Source organism: Clostridium sp. AM54-37XD (assembly GCF_003478225.1).
Lineage (GTDB): Bacteria > Bacillota > Clostridia > Lachnospirales > Lachnospiraceae > Coprococcus > Coprococcus ammoniilyticus.
The window spans coordinates 18,565-36,034 of the sequence record NZ_QUEV01000008.1 but is presented as its reverse complement, the minus strand read 5'-3'; the positions used below and the strand labels follow the sequence as shown (position 1 = coordinate 36,034).

14 protein-coding genes and 1 pseudogene are annotated in these 17,470 nt (G+C 39.5%); 2 read left to right on the top strand and 13 right to left on the bottom strand.

The features are described from left to right. Positions 1 to 323 precede the first annotated feature (323 nt). The 11 genes and pseudogenes from DXA07_RS08745 to DXA07_RS08695 form a co-directional block, all read right to left on the bottom strand. Positions 324 to 1,612: pseudogene (locus tag DXA07_RS08745) on the bottom strand (IS110 family transposase). A 115-nt stretch (positions 1,613 to 1,727) separates the two neighbouring features. After that, on the bottom strand, positions 1,728 to 2,471 hold the full coding sequence (locus DXA07_RS08740; protein ID WP_117807316.1) for a hypothetical protein: 744 nt from the start codon (positions 2,469 to 2,471) through the stop codon (positions 1,728 to 1,730). A gap of 39 nt (positions 2,472 to 2,510) precedes the next feature. Then, positions 2,511 to 3,098 (bottom strand): hypothetical protein, encoded by a 588-nt coding sequence (locus DXA07_RS08735; protein ID WP_347475204.1) that lies wholly within the window; start codon positions 3,096 to 3,098, stop codon positions 2,511 to 2,513. A gap of 68 nt (positions 3,099 to 3,166) precedes the next feature. Continuing rightward, entirely contained in the window at positions 3,167 to 3,523 is a 357-nt protein-coding gene (locus DXA07_RS13505; RefSeq protein ID WP_243013751.1) for a P-loop NTPase fold protein, read from the bottom strand. 405 nt (positions 3,524 to 3,928) lie between these two features. Continuing rightward, the gene (locus DXA07_RS08725) at positions 3,929 to 4,819 is read right to left on the bottom strand and encodes a DNA-binding protein (RefSeq protein ID WP_118484288.1); all 891 of its coding nucleotides are present in this window, start codon (positions 4,817 to 4,819) and stop codon (positions 3,929 to 3,931) included. Positions 4,820 to 5,115: 296 nt separating this feature from the next. Beyond that, the gene (locus tag DXA07_RS08720) at positions 5,116 to 6,162 is read right to left on the bottom strand and encodes a Fic family protein (protein WP_118484286.1); all 1,047 of its coding nucleotides are present in this window, start codon (positions 6,160 to 6,162) and stop codon (positions 5,116 to 5,118) included. A 119-nt stretch (positions 6,163 to 6,281) separates the two neighbouring features. Further along, on the bottom strand, positions 6,282 to 6,656 hold the full coding sequence (locus DXA07_RS08715) for a DUF4186 domain-containing protein (protein WP_117821994.1): 375 nt from the start codon (positions 6,654 to 6,656) through the stop codon (positions 6,282 to 6,284). Positions 6,657 to 6,729: 73 nt separating this feature from the next. Next, positions 6,730 to 9,744 (bottom strand): diguanylate cyclase, encoded by a 3,015-nt coding sequence (locus DXA07_RS08710; protein WP_118484284.1) that lies wholly within the window; start codon positions 9,742 to 9,744, stop codon positions 6,730 to 6,732. A 118-nt stretch (positions 9,745 to 9,862) separates the two neighbouring features. Then, positions 9,863 to 10,696, bottom strand: a complete 834-nt coding sequence (locus DXA07_RS08705) for a class I SAM-dependent methyltransferase (protein ID WP_226800974.1) — start codon at positions 10,694 to 10,696, stop codon at positions 9,863 to 9,865. Between the two features lie 81 nt (positions 10,697 to 10,777). Then, the gene (locus tag DXA07_RS08700; protein ID WP_118484282.1) at positions 10,778 to 11,374 is read right to left on the bottom strand and encodes a TetR/AcrR family transcriptional regulator; all 597 of its coding nucleotides are present in this window, start codon (positions 11,372 to 11,374) and stop codon (positions 10,778 to 10,780) included. A gap of 35 nt (positions 11,375 to 11,409) precedes the next feature. Further along, a complete protein-coding gene (locus tag DXA07_RS08695; protein ID WP_118484280.1) occupies positions 11,410 to 12,216 on the bottom strand; it encodes a 4Fe-4S binding protein in 807 nt (268 codons plus the stop codon). A gap of 210 nt (positions 12,217 to 12,426) precedes the next feature. On the opposite strand from DXA07_RS08695, the gene DXA07_RS08690 reads away from it, so the two are divergent. After that, positions 12,427 to 13,101 (top strand): Crp/Fnr family transcriptional regulator, encoded by a 675-nt coding sequence (locus DXA07_RS08690; protein ID WP_118484278.1) that lies wholly within the window; start codon positions 12,427 to 12,429, stop codon positions 13,099 to 13,101. Positions 13,102 to 13,316: 215 nt separating this feature from the next. Here the strand turns inward: DXA07_RS08690 and DXA07_RS08685 are convergent, their stop codons facing one another. Both DXA07_RS08685 and pflB read right to left on the bottom strand, forming a co-directional pair. Beyond that, positions 13,317 to 14,162: a radical SAM protein gene (locus tag DXA07_RS08685; protein WP_008401904.1), complete on the bottom strand. Its 846-nt coding sequence runs from the start codon at positions 14,160 to 14,162 to the stop codon at positions 13,317 to 13,319. A gap of 317 nt (positions 14,163 to 14,479) precedes the next feature. Continuing rightward, entirely contained in the window at positions 14,480 to 16,756 is a 2,277-nt protein-coding gene (gene pflB / locus DXA07_RS08680; RefSeq protein WP_021944115.1) for a formate C-acetyltransferase, read from the bottom strand. 228 nt (positions 16,757 to 16,984) lie between these two features. Between pflB and DXA07_RS13735 the strand changes: the two genes are divergently transcribed. Beyond that, entirely contained in the window at positions 16,985 to 17,113 is a 129-nt protein-coding gene (locus DXA07_RS13735) for a hypothetical protein (protein ID WP_279221006.1), read from the top strand. Positions 17,114 to 17,470: the final 357 nt, after the last annotated feature.

Sequence of the window (17,470 nt, the reverse complement as noted above, 5' to 3'; positions counted from 1 at the left end):
CTTCAATGAGCTCATTTCTGATGATTTTGAGTACAACAAATTAAACGTCTTTGTTTTTCTTTATGAAGGCTTTCTTGTTCTCCCAAATTCCTCCACAGTAACTAACCTCTCATATCTACCAGGATCACCTGCCTCTGCCGGGTCCTAAATTCCTTCGTTCTGCTTATCCATAGTTGGGTGCTGCTTATGCTCCTACAGCAGGGTCTTTGCCCTATAAAAAATGTCAACGCAGCTACTAGCTCTACTTTGTTTTATATACTTTTACATTCCTGTTTCACAGCACCATTGAAGGCGGACGCTTTCCTGTTTACAGTACTTCTTTCTTATGCGGCTATAACTCCTCTTTCATGATGAATATCTGACATCATTTTAAACCGGTCATAGTCCACACCTTTTGTTAATACCGCATAGAATACGCGAATTAACTTACAACTGACAGCAATCATTGCCTGTCTTCGTTTTAATGGATTTTTTACACGAGTCACATAATAATCATAGATTGTTCGAAACTCTTTGTTCCTTGCCAACAATGGTATCATTACCTGATACAAGATCTTTCTGAGTTTTCTTCTTCCTCGCTTGCTGATTCTCGAGCTTCCCTTATGCTTTCCGGAACTGTTTTCTACTAATTCCAAACCGGCATACCTTTGGATCTGTTTCGGCGACTTAAAACGTCTTATATCACCTACTTCGGCAATAAATCCTGCTATTGTAACACTTCCTACTCCTTTAATGGCGAGTAACTTCTCCACATGCTGTACTTTCCGAATAGTCTCTTCCAGTACCTTATTCACAGCTTCCAGTTGTGAAGTCCATAATTGATGTTCCTCAAGCAGCATATATAACTCACTTCTTGTTCCAATTCCTCCATCCAGACCAACACTATTGTATGCAGCTTCTACCAGGTTCTTTGCCCTATCTTCTGTAACGCCTCTGCCACGCATCTTCTTATCGTGCCAGATCTTTCGGATTCCTTCTACTCCAAGTGCAATTACATCCTTCGGCAATGGTGCTTTTTCAAGCACCGCCAAACCACTTGCGGCATCAAATCTTGTATATAATCCCAGATACTCCGGGAAGTGTATTGCAAGCCATCTCTGGATTCTGTTTGCAGATATGTTATGCTGCTTCATAATCCTGTCACGGCTGTATACCAAATCTCTTATCTCGGCATAAATGCCTCTGGCATGTATGGAATCGAATATCTTCCATCCACAACCAGCTTTGCTATTGTCTTCGGATCTTTTGCATCCGTTTTCTTTGGACTATTATCATCAAGTTCCTTGATCTTCTTAACAGAGAATGGATTGACCATTACCAATGTTTTCTGATGATCCTGTACATACTTTGCAAACGCAAACCAGTAATGACCAGTCGGCTCACAGCCAATCAGAACTGCAGTCTTTTTATTCTCATTTTTCAGTTTTTCTGTCCAAAGCTGAAAGAAATTAAATCCTTCGATATCATTCTGAAATGAAAAAACTCGTTTTGTAAGCTCGCGCCCTCTGTTATCAAAAGCTCTTGCATAATGCGTCTGGCTTCCAATATCAACTCCAACAACCAATGTTGTATCTGTTACTTGCTCAATTTTTTCATTCTGTGTATAATTCATGTTGAACCTCCGGTGTTTTGATTGTTTTGTTTACATCCGCCAAGATGCAACTCAATCATACCTTGAGGTTCTTTTTTATTCAATTGGTGCTTTTAATGAATTACAGGAATGCTCCTCATACAAAGTCTATCTCAAAATAGTCCTGCAAATAATTTTCTAACCAATCATACTTTTCTTTTATTGATATGCTCAACTTTTCATCTTCACGCTTTTTGCTTCTTTCAATTTGGCATAAGCGAAAAATCTTCATAGCAGTTTCATCTGAATCCGGTATAAAAGAAATGCTATTTAAATAATTCAAATAATACAATCCGTCTGTATCTTTTCTAATAATCTCCCCATTTATTTCTCGTTGCATTGCATTATCTCGATACATTTTTTCATTATAATCCATAAGCTCTTGCGCATACTCTGGATCAATAATTATCCTTGGAAACCTAGCTTTTTTTGCCTCGAGAAAGTAGGCTTTATTCATACCTGGTCCAAACCAAACATTTCTTTCATTATCATAATATATCTCACCATAAGTAATGGCTCCACGTGCTATAAATCCATTCTTTAAAAATTCATATAACATTTTCTCTGTATTATAACAAGCAATGCACATTAAAGCATTCATATTTTTTCTCTCTTCTTCCACTCCTTCTTTATAATCGTAAATTATATATGCACAATCAGAAAATACATGAATTTCTCTTTTATATATAGTCCACGGATGTGCTGTATCCAGTTCTTTTTCACGTTTTACAGCCTCGCTGAATATCCTCATAATATTATACCACTCATCAAATCCTTCCCTATCTTGAGAGCCTAAAATATCAACAAATATTATTACTGCTTTTCTAAATCCTTTTTCCATTGCCTATTACCTCTTTTTCATTCAAATTTTCTTTTGCTCCTAGTACAGACGATACATTGTGCATAGTTCAACAAATAGTCTTCCATTTTGATTTTTTATATTATCCAATAACAACGCCTGAAACAAAACATCTCCCACATTCTCCAACCTTACCATTCCATATTCTTTCTCTGTAAAACCATCAACCTGCATATCCTGCATGGCAGCCTCTTTCCTTGCCACCAAACAATGCGTATACAATGCCATGATATACTTGTCCGACATCAAGAAGGCATATGTTTCGTTCCCTTGATATGTATATCGGCACTTTTCCAGATTTTCTTGCGGTATATCGAAATAACATCTGACCATTTCCAGATATACATCTCCATTATACTGCGTCTTTAGCTTTTTTGCATACCTTCTGATTGTTGAGAATATATTATTTCTTTCCATAGCTGTCTTGGTTCGCTTGAATACAGGCTTTTTCCCTCGCAGGTCCATATAAACATTATTTAGGATAGTCTTTCCGGCATACTGTTTGAAATCACCTATCCACAACAAATACGATAACACCTCCAGCAATTTCTTTTTTGACGTTATCTTCTGATACGAATAATCTCCAAATTCAATATGATCCAGCTTCAAAGGGCAGCTCCCCCTCGCTATCTCACGCTCCATTACCCTGTTAATATCTCTCATTGAATGTTGATAAGTTAAGAGCGGAATATCAGGAACTGATAACTTGGTTTACATCTATCCAATTCATCTATGAAAACTACGAGCTGATTTCCCCTTTCAACCAACAACTCCATATAGAAATTTTTTATATTCTCGTGTAAATCTTTTTCTTCTTTAACATTTGTAAGAGGATTTTCACTTTTTAAATTTTCAATAATACCGTTTATGTTTCTACCAGTAAGTGCTTCTAACACAGCGCCAGCCAACTTGAATGCATTGCTATTATCCTCAAAAGCATAATTTATTCCTAACTGCTTTATTATTTCATACACTAAAGATAACACAGGGTATGTATCATTATCATTTTCCCATGCGTCATAATAAACTGCCATATCATAATTCTCTAACACATCCTCAACTTTCTTTGGGAATGGAAGCGCATACACAATACTTGCTTTTTCCCATCATCCATATCACTCATCGGATTTTTTGCATTTATTAATAGCATCGATTGTTTCACAAAAAAAGTCCCACCGGGTTGCGCATAAAAATCAGAGGCGTGGTGGGTTCTGTTAATATTACTGTACAGCATTCAATGTTACTGTCAAGATTTCTTTTGTAAAAAAATCAGCAGCCTTTTTATTTCTTAAAGTTGTGTTATCATTCATCAATTCCTAATTTTCAAAACATATCTCTTGTCATTCCATACATCTTGTCTACCGATCCGATCTTCCAGAAGTAGCATATCCGCATTCACAGGAACTGTCGCACGATATTGTGCCGCAGTATTTTCACTTTTAATATGCAATTCTAAAATAATCCAGGTATGCTTTATATCTATCTTGTGCTGTCAGGCAAGTATCAGTCAGATACCCTTTTTCATTGTCCCATTCTTTCAATCCTCGATAATAAAACATTTTCAAATTATCCTCGATAATAAATGGAACAATATTGTATTTCAGGCATTCCTTGAACATAATCAAACGTCCCACACGACCATTTCCATCCTGAAATGGATGGATACGTTCAAACTTCACATGAAAATCCAGAATATCGTCAAAGGTCTTTTCTTCCTTGTTATTGTACTCTGACAGCAATTTCTTCATCCTGTCTGCAACTTCTTCCGGAAGTGCGGTTTCCATACCGCCGACTTCATTTGGCATTTTCTTGTAATCACCGACAGCAAACCAATCCTTTCTGGAATCACTGGTTCCATTTTTCAGAATCAGATGCAGCTCCTTAATAAACTTTTCCGTCAATGCCAATTTTGCATGATCAATAATCATATCAATACACCGGAAATGATTTGCTGTTTCAATCACATCATCTACATTAAGCACTTCTTTTTCTATACCAATGGTATTCGTCTCGAAGATATATCTGGTCTGATCGTGGGTCAGCCGACTGCCTTCCATATGGTTTGAATTATATGTTAAATCAATCTGTGTCTTATGATAAATGCCTCCAGCATATTTATTCGCCTTCTCATCCTGCAAAACATCCAGTAAGGTCGTTGGTTTTTCTTTCTTCTTGTTAGTGCGCTCCGGCTTTTCTGCATTTTCCGGAATATTCCATGTCTTTCCGGTAAGAAATGCTCCCGGCACACGACCATGGGCACAATAATTTCTTACACTACGTTCAGATACATCCCATTTTTTTGCCATTTCAGCAACTGAAAGATATCGCATCTGCCGCCCTCCTCCTTTCACACGATAAAAAGCATATTCTGTGAGCCTTTTATTATCATGATTTCAAAAATCACGTTTACTATAGTTAGTATACCACATTATCGGCAACAAATCCATATTTTGTTCTCATTCTTCTGTTGTTTTTGCCGACGCAGAAAACTCTAAAAAAATACCAACCATCGAATTTGACGGTTGGTACTTATATTTTAGTTTTGGTCATCTGGATAAGTATTCAGACAAAATCCTGTTATGAATCCACCCCTTACCCCAATTCATATTTACAAAAAATCAACCACCTACCTCACCCCAAAATAGCAGGTATTTTTTCCTTTTCCTTCTTTCCTCAATTCTCCTGATGCAACCAATTTTCGCAGTGCACCTTCAATAGAACTGTCACTGAGTGTAGGGCATAGCTCCCGTATATCCTGCTTATTGAAACGTCCAATTTTATTATGACTTGCTCTCCGTACCATTTCAAGTGCAGGTAGTTTTATTTCAACCAACGCCATTCTGTCTTCAAAATCTTTATAGGCAGCAAGGATGGTTCCAAGTAAATATTTGATAAATGGCACTACATCTTCTGTTCCATCATGCCAGCCCGGCTGAGCCGCAGCAAGAGCCTCATAGTACAGGTCTTTATTCTTGGCAATCTTTGCTTCCAATGAGACATACTTTCCAACATAGAATCCACTCCGATACAGCAGTAATGTAGTGAGCAGACGGCTCATTCTTCCATTTCCGTCATTGAAAGGATGAATGCATAGAAAATCATGTATAAAAACAGAAATGGCAATAAGTGGCTCCAATTCCATATTTCCTATGACACGATTGTATTCCTCACAGATTCTGTCGAGTGCCTCCTGTGTTTCAAATGGAGCAAGTGGTGTAAACAGCACTTCAACATGTCCATCTGGATAAGTAGCACTAATATAATTCTGTACATTCTTTGTTTGCCCTGCAAGCGGATTGTTCATATGGCTATATAACATCTTGTGCAGTTGCAAAATATAATTTTTTGTAATAGGAATCGCATCAAAGCTATCATGAATAACATTCAGCACATCACGATAACCCGCAATTTCCTGCTCATCCCGGTTCTTAGGTGTTGTCTTTTCTTCAACAAGCTGACGAATTCTGGTACTCGTCGTAACAATGCCTTCAATAGCATTAGATGCCTCGGTACTTTGTATTTTTGCAATCTCTACAAGTTTATCAAGTTCCTCTGGACGCTGCTTCAAATACATCTCCTGTTTTCCAGCTTCTTTATAAATAGCAGCAATTAACCCTAAAATCTCTGAATCCCATTTCTGATATTTAATTGCAGAATAATTGAAGTTTCGCATTCCCTTACTTCTCCTTTCTTTTCCTTAAATAATAGTGTTAATTAAGGGAATAGTCAACAAATTAAGCGAATTATCTCATAGTATTCTATCCCAATTAAAGAAATATTATTTTTACCTATCTAATCCTTATTCCTCTCCATCTCTCTCTGAATCCAGGTCATGATCACATCCACAAGATACTCCTGCTGTATCTGGCTCAATTTCCTGCCCGGCTGTATCTTATGCCATTTTCGGATGCACTCCCTGCAGCAGGTTGCAGTTGCATGCTGTGCGATAAATACCGGATGCCCTTTCATCGGCGTCTGTTTTCCATCGTTTGGAATAACCGCCGGAGCTTCCCGCTTTGCAATGAAATCCTGCGCATGCTGCCTTATAGTATCCAGTCCTTTTTCATTTATGTAATCAATGTCCTTCTGCTTTAAATGAAAGCTGCTTCGGAACTTGGAATTACCAAGTCTCTCAAATAGCTGCTTATACCATTCCTCTTTTGTCATTAAAATTCTCCAAACTTCTTATGGCATCCTAACACTTCCTGTTAGAATGCCATCTATAAACATAAATACTATATTATTTTTCCCCATGCTCCTTCACGACCAGTCTGCCTCTTCCGCTTTCCTTCGCCTCGTATAATGCATTATCTGCCTCCTCATATAACCGGTTAAAGGTTGCTTCTGACTTAGCGATGACTGCGCCCATAGAGATGCCGGTACCTCCCTCTGCAGATTTTACTGTCAGATTTACTTTGTCAAATATCTGCTGGGCATGTTCTTTGATCGCCTTCTCCGGCACATTCTTATTGAAGAACATCATTACCGCAAATTCGTCCCCACCCATACGACTGGCAAAATCTTCATTTCGTAAAGACACAAGCAATGTCTGGGCGACTAAGATCAGATATTTATCACCATTATGATGACCATAGGTATCATTATATTGCTTAAATTTATCAACATCTATCATGATCATCATTGCATTAAAATCACCTGATAACAGCTTCATCTCCATATCATTCCGAAAAGCCGCATGGTTCAAAAGGCCCGTCAGGGAATCTGTGCGATATGTATTCTCCCAATTCCGCAATCTGACTTCCGCCTTATTCTGCTCTGCATCTGTCAGGATCTTCATGGAATAAGTACTCGATACGTCTGAAATAATAATCTCTGCACGATCCTGTTTAACTGCCGAATCGTAAAAGACACGTCCATAGCAAAAGACATAAATATCCTTTCCATCCTTTCGATGGAGTCTGTGTTCCTGCAATACATATGTACTCTTAGCCAGATTAGCATTTGTCCGGCACAAATATTCTGTCCGATCAGCTTCAGGGATCAGGTCCATCTGATTCATGGAATTTTTTTCTACATCCTCACCGGAATAACCTGTCAGCTTCTCGAAATTATCATCCACAGACAAAATATTCCATGAACCATCCAGCAAATATCTGCTGCATTGCACTGTATGTACACAGAATGCTTCCTGAAGTGTACTGTTCTCCTCCGGTTTTGCCACTTGTTTGCGTTGAGGCTTTTCCTTCTCCTGTCTGAACTTATGAACTCCCTTTACGGTATCAGAATAATTCTCTGATATCATTTGAATAAACTCGGAAACAATAAACGGATCAAATTGTGTTCCGGCGCAATTTTTTAATTCTTCAAGTGCATCGGATACAGGCATTCCATTTCTATATGGACGGTCACTTACCATCGCATCAAATGAATCAACAACAGCAATTACACGTGACAGTACCGGTATACTCTCCCTGCTCAGTCCGTCCGGATAGCCCTTTCCATCCCACCTTTCATGATGATGTCTGATTTCCTCTGCGATCTGCTTCAATTCTACATTACTGTTTGCAATATCGTAGCCCTTTTCAACATGTGAACGCATGATCTTCCATTCTTCATCGGTAAGTTTTCCCGGTTTGTTCAATATCTCCATCGGAACACCGATCTTTCCGATATCATGAAGCAGACAGAGAAGGGACAAGCGGCTTTGCTGTATATCGGATAACTCTATACGTTTACCAAGCTCTGCACCCATAATCTGTGTACGGCGTACGTGATGCTCCGTATCACTGTCACATTCCTCAAGTGCCCGTATCAGAGATACCAGCATATCCGAATGAATGGATTTGCTGTCTACTAATTTCTTTGTACGCATAGCTTTAGTTGTATTTCGAATGCTTTCAACTATACTGTGTGTCTCATCTTCTACCACACTGACTGCATACTGAATACTTCCGTCGAACTTCTCCTTAAGTTTTCCGGCACATACTGCCATCTCATCTTCACTGCTTCGGCTACACAATGCTATAAGATGTGCCTCGGTTCCTCTGACATAATATGCCCTTTCAGGAAAACAGGTTCTCATATTTTCCGACAACAACCGGATTTTCTGATCCCCTGCTTTTTTTCCAAGTGTGCTGTTGATAACAGACAAACTGTTAATATCACATACAGCAACTCCTACCGGGAACGTAAAATGATCATTTTTTTCCAATGCAAGCTGTTTGAAATTTTCCCATTTCTGAAATCCTGTAAGCATATCCGTCTCAAGTGCGATATCTGTAAATACAAACATCTGACCAATCTTATGGCCGTTTTTATTTTCAAGCTTCTTTACATCACACCGCAATGTTTTTTCTTCCGTTTCCGACTTAATATAGCATTGCAGGGAAAAGCTGTCGTCATCTGATTCCGGATCAAACGACAATCCATATACATCCAGAAAACTCTGAAGATCTTTACATCCGGTCAACAGTTTTTCTCCCAGGAAAAAATCAGCCCTTTCATTATGCAGAATCAGGCGCTCGTCATCATCAAACAAAACGATGCCCTGCCCTATATTTTCAAATATACTTGTCTTCAATTTATTCAACATCCCATGTGTGGAATAATCAAAGCAGCTCCAATAAATGATAAATGATACTATACTGTATCCTCCGATCGAGTAGTCCAGTAAATTCACTACGGATTCGCCCGGTAAAAATAAAAAGATTGCATTTATCCCTACAATAATAAGAATTCCTATGATAACACTTAAATACTGCCAACGATACTCATGCGGAATCTTACAGATCTTCCGAATCAATAAACCTACCACCAATAACACCATTACATACGAAAATATCAGATGGAGCTCATACAAGGGCTTCATCTGATAGCTATACTTTGCAATCAGCGTATCCCGTGGTTTATATTCAATTGCAATTTCCATAAATGGATTAACTGCAAACACGATCAATTCATATATACAATATAAAAAGCAGAATGCTACCATCCATTTCCCATATCCGGAAAACTTTCCTTTTGTGAAATAAACCATGAAAATTAAAAGAGAGACAAGCATAAAATCTATACTTATAAAATATATACTCGACATAACCGCCATGCACATATAGGAATCACTTATGATACTGATCAGATAACTAATATCTACAATAGCCGCACCCATACAGGCAAACCCCAGAAATCTACCTGTTGTTTTATTCTTTTTAAAAGATTTTACCGCTAATAATATATCTGTAGCAGCAATAATAATTGATATGACTATATATGCATTGATCACAACTGTCTCATTCATAGTAAACCTCCAATATTCAGACAAAATCTGAGTTTATTTTACTATTTTTGAGGCAGCATGGCAACACCTATGCGTATCACAAACGCCGGCAATTTACCAAATCCGTTAAATTCAACTCTTATCGTTTATTCAGTATCAGAATCTTGTTTGAAAAATTCCTTACAGCCGGAATCTTTCCAAGCACCTTATATACAGGAACAAATTCCTTCATTCCTTCTACCAGACTGATATCTTTTTCGCTCCGGAAAGAAGGTGCCACACTCTGAAATACTTTTCCGCTTTTCACACCCCAGATGAATTTCGCCTGGCTTCCCTCTATGGACTTCTCTTTCATATGCTTCACAACAAATGGTGCCATTACCTCAACCAGAACCTTTGCCTGTGTAAATGTCTGATCAATAATCTCAAACATCTTACGCACATCCTGCTCCGTTAAATACATCGTAAGCCCTTCTATGACCACCAAAACCGGTTCTCCATGATACTCGATATCCAACGTATACGATGGATCTGTTGCAGACTTAGCAATCTGGTAAATCGGTCCATTCTCCTCAAGAAAACGACTTCGGATATCCATGGTCTCAGGAAGATCGATATTGTACCAACGCTGATATTTTCCCTTCATCCGGTAACACCGGGTATCCAGTCCACAGGCAATATTTACAACAATGGTATCCGGATGCTTGGTCAGATAATCATTTACCAGACGATCCAGTACGATCGTTCTTGCAATTACACCGCTGCTCATCAACTTATCGGATTCCGCCTTTGAGAAATCATAATCCAACCTGGATACGATCTCGATTGCTTTCTCGTCATAGATATTGTGATTTTCTTTTCTGGATTCTGCTGCTCTTGCAAATAAAGTCTGCAGCATCGTCTCCGGTACTCCCTGTACACTGACCTTTGTCTTATTCTGATTTTCTGTCTGCATTGCTTTTCCTTCACTCATTGTTTTATTCTCCTTTTCTGCATTTACATAACAAATGTTATTTTTTGTTATGTTGTAAAAAAAGAACCCCACAGCTACATATCACATGCTGTGAGGCTCTCTTAGATTCTGTATTAATTTGTCTGTTCCACCCATTGAGTAGATCCCGATCTTCTCAACCAGGTACAAACTATCTTCCATACTGTAATTTCCTTTAATAATCTCCAGACATCCATCCAAACGGATCTTTGCCAGTATCTTTACAAGCTTCTCATCCGGCTCACATTCCATCCGGCTCTTATAAAATGTATATATCGACTGCTCCATCAGTTGTTCTACCTTGGAACGATACATTTCATAACAGCTTCCTTGCGCCTTCTCCAGAATGACCACCGCTTCTTTTCGGTGTTCCAGAATAAATCGCATCATCTGAACATCCAACTGCGTGCCAAGCCCCGGTTCTGCAAGCTCTAACTCCATATATCTGACAAGCAATTCTTCATACTGCACAACCAGTGGTTCAAAAATCTCCCGGAACAACGCTTCTTTATTCTTAAAATAAAAATACATTGCACCGGTTGTAACTCCTGCCCGGCTGCAGATCATTCGAAGACTTGCTTTATTATAGCCATACATGAAGAATTCGTCTAATGCTGTCTGTTTGATTTTCTCTATTGTGTTTTCCTGATCATTCATCATAACACATGTTATGTTAGATGCTTCTAACTAAAATGTCAAGCATTATTTAACATAATTTTGCCATCTGTTGAAATTGTAACCACATTCCACGGAAGGAATTTGCCGCTGTTCTGAAGAGCATTTTTTACAGCCATCTCAATACCACCACAACACGGGACCTCCATTCTCACAACCGTAACGCTCCGGATATTATTATTCCGGATGATTTCTGTCAGCTTTGCAGAATAATCTATCATGTCAAGCTTCGGACAGCCAACCAAAGTGATATGTTCCTTAATAAAATCCCGATGGAAATTCGCATATGCATACGCTGTACAATCCGCCGCAACAAGCAGCTTTGCTCCATCAAACCAAGGGGCTGTCACCGGAACAAGCTTGATCTGTACCGGCCACTGACGCAGCTCTGACTCCTGCTGTCCCATCATCGATGCTAGCTGCTGTACAAGCTCAGGTGATACTTCACCATTTTGCACAGTCTTACTCCCTGCTTCAACAGTTCTTGTCTTTTTGTCATACCGATCTCTATTAAATGTCTTCATAGCCGTACCCGGACAACCACATGGTAGTGGTTCTCCTGACGGACTGCCTGCTCCATTTACTGTCTTCTCAGCTTTTGCCGCCAATACCGCTGCCTCATCATAGTCCGCTGCTTCACGTTCAACAAATGTAATGGCTCCGGTCGGACAGGTAGGAAGACAGTCTCCCAGTCCGTCACAATAATCATCACGAAGCAGCTTTGCCTTTCCATTCACCATCCCGATCGCGCCCTCATGGCATGCCGATGCACATGCCCCACAGCCGTTACACTTTTCTTCATTAATTTCTATAATCCTGCGAATCATCGTTTTTCCTCCTGAATACCCGATACCTGATCATTCTATGATATTTGCTGTTATATCTGTCGCTTCTTTGATCGACATTATACATCGCAGCTTACTTTCATCACTTAACTGTCAATCAGGTTCTTGATTTTATGTGTTTATTCTAATATACTTATTTCAAAATGTATGTTGGATTTCCAACAAAATAGCATTTAAGGAAATGGAAATTTTATGAACAAACACGATCTTACATCCTATATTGATATCCTGTCAGCCTGCCGCCTGTTTACCGGCATCGATGAACAGGATCTGCCGGCTATGCTTACATGTCTGGACGGAAACCATATTCATGTAAAAAAAGGGAATCCCATATTCGTAGAGGGCGATCCGGCACGCTTTATCGGAATCATTCTTACCGGAACAGCGCAGGTGATCCGTGAAGATTATTATGGGCACCGAAGCGTCATGACAGATCTACAACCCGGTGATCTGTTTGCAGAAGCCTTCTCCTGCGCAGGTCTTTCTACTGTACCGATCAGCGTCTTTGCCATGACTGACAGTGATATTCTGCTTCTGGACTGCCACCACCTTCTGACCTCCTGTTCGAATTCCTGTGAGTTTCACAACACCCTGATCCGGAATCTGCTATACGAAATTGCCCGGAAAAACCTTGCGTTAAACCAAAAAATACGCTATATGTCAGAGAAAACAACCCGTGATAAATTAATGGCATACCTCTCCGACCAGGCAAAACAGAATCATTCGGATACCTTCACTATTCCTTTCAATCGTCAGGCACTCGCAGACTATCTCGGTGTAGAACGCTCCGCCATGTCCGCTGAAATCAGCAAACTAAAAAAAGGCGGAATCATCGACACTCAAAAGTCGACCTTCCACCTACTCTAAAAACATGCTTGCAAAGAGCATTCTTATTATATAAGTTCGTGACATAAAACATCACACGGACGGTATATATATTTTATGAAGCAGACCTGTCCGAATGTCGGTCCTTAGCGATCCGCTATTAAGCGGGAGCTTAGTACCGTTACATGAGGATAGAACGAAAGTGTTCTGCGTAATAAAGATATATATACCGTCCGTGTGATGTTTTTGTTCATTTCCTATTTTTCAAGAATGCTCTTTGCCAGCTTCTGCTGCTCCTCTGTTGGAGGATCGATTCCCTCTAATTTATAAGGAATTCCAAGTCTCTCCCACTCCTGAATACCCAGCTTATGATATGGAAGTACCTCTACCTTATCCACTGTTTTAAGAGTATCTATAAATTCTTTTGTCTTCTTCAGATCATCCTCATCTGTCGTAATTCCCGGAACAAGTACATGTCTGATCCACATATGCTTGCCCTGATCGGACAGATACTGTGCAAGCTCCAGAATATTCTGATTTGAGAATCCTGTTAATTCACGATGCTTATCATCATGGATCTGTTTGATATCAAGTAGAAAAAGATCTGTAAGGCTCATCAGTTCGTTGAACTTTGAGAAGAACGGTTCTTCTCTGGTAAATGGATTTCCGGCCGTATCGATCGTAGTATGGATACCCTGCGCCTTTGCCAGCTTGAAAAATTCGATCAGGAAATCCATCTGAAGTAATGCTTCACCACCGCTTACAGTGATACCACCCTGACCTTTCCAGTACGGCTTATAACGAAGTGCCTGCTTTAACAGATCTTCCGGAGTTCTGGCCTCGATCTTAACACCCTTATCTTTGAGCAGTTTTGTATTCTCTTCAATTTTTTTCTCAAGTGCTTCTCTTTCATCATCGCTGACATCGTCAGCATACAGTCTGCTGTAATCTGTTACAAGATTCCATGTCTCAGGGTTATGACAATATTTGCATCTCATCTTGCATCCCTGTAAAAATACAACAAATCGAATTCCCGGACCATCGACTGCTCCAAAGCTTTCTGTTGAATGAATATATCCTAAAATCTGTTTCTTTTCCGGCATGTTCCACCTCTAAGTTCTTTCTATTATTTTACACAAATACACATTAAACAACCACGACTATGCATCTGTTTCCACCACTCACAGCTTCATAGTCTCTTTCTATTTTCTCTCTGATACACAATTTTCATACATGATATAATGAACGCAAAATTATTTGCTCGCAAGAATGCTGATTTTGCGGAATGCATAGAATGTGCGAAGCACATGATATACGGATAAAAATCCGTCTGCCTTATGCTGTAAAAAAGTCCCGGAGATAGACTCCCCGGGACTCCAATCTTTTACTTATCTGTTAAAACATTCAGACTGTGTAAGATTTACAGTGAGTCATGGAATGTTCTGTTGATAACGTCGAGCTGCTGCTCACGTGTAAGTGAGATAAACTTAACAGCATATCCTGATACACGGATTGTGAAGTTAGCGTACTCTGGCTTATCCGGATTCTCCATTGCATCAAGGAGCTTATCCTTACCGAATACGTTTACATTTAAGTGGTGAGCACCCTGATCGAAGTATCCGTCCATAGCGCTTACAAGCTTCTCAGCTCTTTCTTCCTCGTCATGTCCGAGTGCTGATGGGTTCATTGTCTGAGTATTTGAGATACCATCTAATGACCACTCATAAGGAATCTTAGCTACTGAGTTCAGTGAAGCAAGAAGTCCTGATGTCTCTGCACCGTAACTTGGGTTAGCACCTGGTGCGAATGGTGTCCAAGCACGTCTTCCATCCGGAAGGTTACCTGTGTACTTACCATATACTACGTTTGATGTAATTGTCAGGATAGATGTTGTAGGCTCTGAATTACGATATGTGTGTCTCTTCTTGATGTCTGTAAGGAACTCATGAAGAAGCCATACACCGATGTTATCAGCTCTGTCATCATCATTACCATATTTAGGGAATTCTCCCTCGATCTCAAAGTCTTCTGCAAGACCTGTTTCTGCGTTACGAATAACCTTAACCTTAGCATACTTGATAGCTGACAGTGAGTCAATTACGTGTGAGAATCCGGCAATACCTGTTGCAAATGTACGACGTACATCTGTATCGATAAGTGCCATCTCTGCTGACTCATAGTAATACTTATCATGCATGTACTGAATCAGGTTCAGGATATTTACATAAAGTCCTGCTAACCAATCAAGCATCTTCTTGTACTTAGCAAGAACTTCATCATAGTCAAGATACTCTGCAGTAATTGGAGCATACTCAGGACCAACCTGCATTGGCTTGCCTGTCTTCTTGTCTAAGAACTTCTCATCTTTACCACCGTTGATAGCGTAAAGGAGACACTTAGCAAGGTTTGCACGAGCTCCGAAGAACTGCATCTCTTTACCTGTCTGTGTAGCTGATACACAGCAGCAGATTGAATAGTCATCACCCCAGATAGGCTTCATAACATCATCATTCTCGTACTGGATTGAGCTTGTTCTTACTGAGATCTTAGCAGCATACTTCTTGAATGTATCCTGAAGAGCTGAAGAATAAAGAACTGTAAGGTTTGGTTCTGGAGCCGGTCCCATGTTCTCAAGAGTATGAAGGAATCTGTAGTCGTTCTTTGTAACCATTGAACGTCCGTCAACACCGATACCACCAACTTCAAGTGTAGCCCATACAGGGTCACCTGAGAACAGTTCGTTGTATGACTTAATTCTTGCGAACTTAACCATACGAAGTTTCATTGTGAAATGATCGATAAGCTCCTGAGCCTCAGCCTCTGTAAGCTTTCCGGCCTTAATATCTCTCTCAATATAAATATCAAGGAATGTTGATACACGTCCTACTGACATAGCAGCACCATTCTGAGTCTTGATAGCTGAAAGGTATCCGAAGTATAACCACTGAACAGCTTCCTTAGCGTTTGAAGCAGGCTTAGAAATATCATAACCATATGACTGAGCCATAACCTTCATCTCCTGCAGACGTCTGATCTGCTCTGCAAGCTCTTCTCTCTGACGGATAACATCATCAAACATATTACCATCGCCACAGTTAGCCTTGTCTTCCTCTTTCCAAGCAATCAGCTGATCGATACCGTAAAGAGCAACTCTTCTGTAGTCACCTACGATACGTCCACGTCCATAAGTATCAGGAAGACCTGTTACGATATGTGTATGACGTGCAGCTTTCATCTCTGGTGTATAGGCATCAAATACTGCCTGGTTATGTGTCTTGTGATACTCTGTAAAGATCTTATGGAAGTTCTCGTTTGGCTTGTAACCATACATCTCAAGAGCTTCCTCAGCCATCTTAATACCACCATAAGGCATGAATGCTCTCTTAAGTGGTTCGTCTGTCTGAAGACCAACAACCTGCTCAAGGTCCTTTGTCTCAGGATCAATATATCCAGGGCCGTATGCTGTGATGCTTGATACAACATCAGCATCCTCCTTTAATACACCGCCGTTATCTCTTTCTGCTTTCTGAAGAGCCTGAAGCTTGTCCCAGAGCTTGTTAGTAGCATCTGTTGGTCCGGCAAGGAAGCTCTCGTCTCCGTCGTACATTGTGTAGTTGTTCTGGATGAAGTCTCTGACATTACATTCTTCTTTCCAGAGTCTACCTGTGAATGAATCCCATTCCTGATTCTGTAACATAATAATTTTTTCTCCTTTCAATTTTATATTATGTGAATATATAATACACTCTAATGGTATTATACAGAATCTTTTTTTATAATTCAACAATCCTTATCATTTTTATTGTATTTCTTTTCGTACATTCGCATAATTTTTACAAATTTTTTTAATCTCTGAAAAAAAGCTTGACACAGAGTGAACTCCAAGAACTATCATTTAATTATCAAAGACAAGGAGGATCGTCAAATGAATAAATTATCAGACACATTTGAACTGAAAAATAAAGTATCAATTCCATGCATCAGATATGGAAATGAGATCAGCGTTGGCAAAGGAATTGCCGAAAGTGGAATTGCGATACATGGAACGCCATGACAGATTTGTATAAATCCGGCAAAATCAGTAACACCATATCGAATCGTTGAAAATGCCAACATGTGCTTATCATATTGAATACCGGTTGTTTTCCTGCCGGCACATCCAGTGCCAACCGCAGCTTGGTCGCCGGCTTTATATCTATCGTTCCTGCCATTTTATCCCTTACTTTCTTCTTTATATATCGTTCATTTTGAACAGACGAATCTATACTTTATCTCCCATCCTGATTTTTGTCGATTTTTAAGTATATGTGACAAATATTTAAACATATTGTAAACAGAAAATCCAGTATTTTATATCAGGAATGCGTTAATTACGGCAAATAACTGCATACGTGAAAAAAGCTGCCGGAAT

Bases quoted from the DNA above. Each gene is read 5' to 3' on its own strand.
- DXA07_RS08740 (WP_117807316.1), bottom strand. From the start codon at position 2,471: ATGGAAAAAGGATTTAGAAAAGCAGTAATAATATTTGTTGATATTTTA.
- DXA07_RS13505 (WP_243013751.1), bottom strand. From the start codon at position 3,523: ATGGCAGTTTATTATGACGCATGGGAAAATGATAATGATACATACCCT.
- DXA07_RS08725 (WP_118484288.1), bottom strand. From the start codon at position 4,819: ATGCGATATCTTTCAGTTGCTGAAATGGCAAAAAAATGGGATGTATCT.
- DXA07_RS08720 (WP_118484286.1), bottom strand. From the start codon at position 6,162: ATGCGAAACTTCAATTATTCTGCAATTAAATATCAGAAATGGGATTCA.
- DXA07_RS08715 (WP_117821994.1), bottom strand. From the start codon at position 6,656: ATGACAAAAGAGGAATGGTATAAGCAGCTATTTGAGAGACTTGGTAAT.
- DXA07_RS08710 (WP_118484284.1), bottom strand. From the start codon at position 9,744: ATGAATGAGACAGTTGTGATCAATGCATATATAGTCATATCAATTATT.
- DXA07_RS08705 (WP_226800974.1), bottom strand. From the start codon at position 10,696: ATGAGTGAAGGAAAAGCAATGCAGACAGAAAATCAGAATAAGACAAAG.
- DXA07_RS08700 (WP_118484282.1), bottom strand. From the start codon at position 11,374: ATGATGAATGATCAGGAAAACACAATAGAGAAAATCAAACAGACAGCA.
- DXA07_RS08695 (WP_118484280.1), bottom strand. From the start codon at position 12,216: ATGATTCGCAGGATTATAGAAATTAATGAAGAAAAGTGTAACGGCTGT.
- DXA07_RS08690 (WP_118484278.1), top strand. From the start codon at position 12,427: ATGAACAAACACGATCTTACATCCTATATTGATATCCTGTCAGCCTGC.
- DXA07_RS08685 (WP_008401904.1), bottom strand. From the start codon at position 14,162: ATGCCGGAAAAGAAACAGATTTTAGGATATATTCATTCAACAGAAAGC.
- pflB (WP_021944115.1), bottom strand. From the start codon at position 16,756: ATGTTACAGAATCAGGAATGGGATTCATTCACAGGTAGACTCTGGAAA.
- DXA07_RS13735 (WP_279221006.1), top strand. From the start codon at position 16,985: ATGAATAAATTATCAGACACATTTGAACTGAAAAATAAAGTATCAATT.